Origin of the sequence: Halorubrum sp. C191 (assembly GCF_002727095.1) — an archaeon.
Lineage (GTDB): Archaea > Halobacteriota > Halobacteria > Halobacteriales > Haloferacaceae > Halorubrum > Halorubrum ezzemoulense.
Map to the genome: position 1 here is coordinate 1 of NZ_NHNZ01000065.1, position 3,251 is coordinate 3,251.

At 57.1% G+C, this 3,251-nt stretch carries 3 protein-coding genes; 2 read left to right on the top strand and 1 reads right to left on the bottom strand.

The features are described from left to right. Positions 1-424 precede the first annotated feature (424 nt). Entirely contained in the window at positions 425-1,609 is a 1,185-nt protein-coding gene (locus Z052_RS05870) for an orc1/cdc6 family replication initiation protein (RefSeq protein ID WP_094520032.1), read from the top strand. A gap of 113 nt (positions 1,610-1,722) precedes the next feature. On the opposite strand, the gene Z052_RS05875 is transcribed toward Z052_RS05870, so the two are convergent. Then, a complete protein-coding gene (locus Z052_RS05875) occupies positions 1,723-2,523 on the bottom strand; it encodes a hypothetical protein (protein ID WP_099288903.1) in 801 nt (266 codons plus the stop codon). Positions 2,524-2,638: 115 nt separating this feature from the next. On the opposite strand from Z052_RS05875, the gene Z052_RS05880 reads away from it, so the two are divergent. Then, positions 2,639-3,127 carry a hypothetical protein gene (locus Z052_RS05880; RefSeq protein ID WP_099288904.1) on the top strand — a complete coding sequence of 163 codons (489 nt, stop codon included), beginning with the start codon at positions 2,639-2,641 and terminating at the stop codon, positions 3,125-3,127. Positions 3,128-3,251: the final 124 nt, after the last annotated feature.

Sequence of the window (3,251 nt, forward strand, 5' to 3'; positions counted from 1 at the left end):
CGGCTGTAAATTCACGAAATAAATGTCGTGCCAACTCTTCTATGACACCCTAGAGACATAGTTTGTCAGCCCAGAGTTGAGTACACCTCGAAGACGCCAGAGAGCACTCCCACCCCACTAGTTCCGCTGTTAACGTGAGCGAACATGGAAGGGAGGTATGGATTTGACTCCCACCCCACCGCTTCCGCTGTTAGTGTCCTTCTGGTGGTGAAGTGCGTTCACCCACACACCCCATCGCTTCCGCTGTTAGGACGGAGCAGTAGGCCTAGCGGTGGCTCAATTGAGTGCGCCTCAAAACGTGATACGTGGGAGGCATCTAGGTACGAACAGCGGAAGCAGTGGGGATGAATAGTATATAAATAAGTGGCTACAACGGAAACAACAGAAGTGGTGGTTTTATTTCATCATAGGGAGGCCAACCAGTATGGACGACTTCTCGTTCACGCCAAACGATGCTATCTTCGAGAATCGGGAGGCACTTCTCGAAGAGTGGACGCCGGACAGCCTCGTCGGCCGCGACAAGGAACTCACCCGCTACCACGCCGCCCTCCAGCCGGTGATCAATAACGAGACCCCCTCGAACGTGTTTCTCTACGGGAAAAGTGGCGTTGGCAAGACTGCGGCCACGCGCTATCTGCTCCGCACGCTTGAGCGGGACGCAACCGACGTGCCAGAACTGGAACTCACGACAATTGAGGTCAACTGCGATGGGCTGAACACGTCCTACCAAGTCGCCGTTAAGCTGGTCAACGAACTCCGTGAACCGGGCCGGCAGATATCTAATACAGGATACCCGCAGGCGAGTGTGTACGAGTTCCTCTTTGACGAACTCGACGCCTATGGAGGGACAGTACTCATCGTCCTCGACGAAGTCGATCACATCGGCGACGATTCCCTCCTGTACAAGCTCTCGCGTGCGCGCTCGAACGGCGACATTAGCGAGGCGAAGCTCGGCGTCATTGGGATCTCGAACGACTTGGACTTCCGGACGCAACTCTCTTCGAAGGTCCAGTCGTCACTGTGTGAAAAGGAGGTGTCCTTCAGCGCATACGATGCCGACGAGCTCCGACTCGTCCTCGAACAGCGTGAACGGGTCGCTTTCCAAGATACCGTTCTCGAAGACGGGGTGATCGCGATGTGCGCTGCGTATGGAGCGAAAGACTCCGGTGACGCACGGAAGGCTTTGGATCTCCTCTTAGAGGCCGGCGATGTCGCCCGTGAGAGTGGGTCCGACATCGTGACCGAGTCGCACGTCCAGGAAGCTCGTGAGCGCGTTCAGACGGACCAGGTGGTCGAGGGGATACAGAACTACTCGCAGCATGGAAAGCTCGTGTTGTACGCACTCACACGGCTTCACGAACGGGGTGACACGCCGGTTCGGACGCGCGAAGTCGTCGAGACGTACCGGTCCGTGGCTCGCTCAGAAGGAGTGAGTCCGGTCTCCGAGCGGTCAGTGCGTGACTATCTGGGCGAGTTGGCACAGTTGGGAATCACAGGCGTGACAGAGCACAACCGGGGGAAGGACGGGGGCAAGTACAACGAGCATCAACTCGAACAGTCCGTATCGGCGGTTCGGAGTGGGTTGTCGACGCTGTTGGAGTCGGCCTGAGTGAGGATTCGCTTGTGGTACTGAGATGGTGGCGTCCACCCCGTACTAACAGCGGAACCGGTGGGGTGGGTGTGTCGAGTCGCGTCGCGATCGAAGGTTCGTGGGTGGATAGTTCACCGTTCTCCCCTCTCTTCCCACTCCGGACGGGGTGTCGGGGACGGGAGTTCGTCAACCGCCGTTCGGAGTTCGTCCTCTGTCGTCCACGGGAAGCACCGTTCGTGGAGTTCGAATTTGCGGAACTTGTTGAGATGGACCCAACTGTACGTTGCCAGCCCTTTGTCCTCATCTGCCCGGTTGTCGATCACATCCCACACCTCCTGTTCGTCGATGTCGAGGCCGCTCTCTTGGGCGCGATCAACGAGCGACTCAACGTTTGCTTGGACTTCATCCGCCGCCAAATCGTCTGTGAACGCTATCTCGAGGGCGGCTTGAACGACGTGCTGTTTCGAGTCAAGATTCTCGTCAGTCACCCACGCGTAATCACGTGGGAACACGTGCGACTTGTCGAAATACGGTGGGTCATCGATCTCGCCCAATTCAGGCGCCTCCCCACCACTCTCCTTCTCGAAGACACCGACGATGTAGTCGCTGTACGTCGCGAGCAACGAAAACATGATATCGAACGTACTGAGTCGGTCAGTCGGGAGTTCGAGGAGATCACCCATGATGAACGGATAGGCACCGAGCTGCTTCGTGAGTTCGTTCTGGACGGCGCGAAGCCGGCGGATATAGGGGTCGCGATAGCTCCCCAAAATGAAATACGATGTCCGCTGACTCCAGAGATACGGCAATTCACGCTGGGTGAACCGCCAGATTTCCCGTTTCTCTGCAGGCTCAAGTTCGATACCCCCGACGGCCTCGTGAACGACAGTCATAATTTCCCCAGCGTCCGGTGGCGGGCTTGGGTCGGTCATTAGCTGCCAATTCAAATTACATCACCTTGTCTCTTCTGAGTTACATTGGTTTTTTCTGAATTAACCAACTTGGATGAGCCTAACTGTTATGTCGCCCTCCCTCGTACCAGCACATATGAGCGAAACCGACACTGGTGCGGCCGATGCAGGGCCGTTCGCAGAACAGCAGCGGCTGTTCACGCTGTTGTCCCAGGATACGCGCCATCTCATCATCCAGGAGCTGCTGGGCCATCCCGCCCATCTGATGTCGCTCGCCGAACTCGAGTATATGACCGGAAAGAGTCAGGCGGCCATCAAAGACCAGTTGGAGACGTTGATCGACGCCGGGCTCCTCGCACGCTACACGTACGACCCAAGCGAGGGGACACGTGATCTCCCCTCCCAGTTCTACGGATTCACAGAGCGGGGGGTCGAGGTCCTCCACGACTACAAGTATCTCCGTGGGCTTCCGGTCGCACGTGCCCTCTACGAAAACACGCGCAAGACCGAGAAAATCGAGCGCCACGAATCGGCCCCTCGCCCGGAGCTTCCCGACGCTGTTGCGGACGCACTCGAGTTCGACGAGCCCGATCTCGACGCCGTCGATGGTGGCACAAACCGATAGTTCGTCGTTAAACAGCACCGTTCTCGACGCTGCAGAGAAGATATGGCGACTTCGTACCTTGTTGACATCCTCCATCCCCTGAAGGGCTGTCTCTTACCCATAAGTCAATACTGTCGAGAAAAAT

Bases quoted from the DNA above. Each gene is read 5' to 3' on its own strand.
- Z052_RS05870 (WP_094520032.1), top strand. From the start codon at position 425: ATGGACGACTTCTCGTTCACGCCAAACGATGCTATCTTCGAGAATCGG.
- Z052_RS05875 (WP_099288903.1), bottom strand. From the start codon at position 2,523: ATGACCGACCCAAGCCCGCCACCGGACGCTGGGGAAATTATGACTGTC.
- Z052_RS05880 (WP_099288904.1), top strand. From the start codon at position 2,639: ATGAGCGAAACCGACACTGGTGCGGCCGATGCAGGGCCGTTCGCAGAA.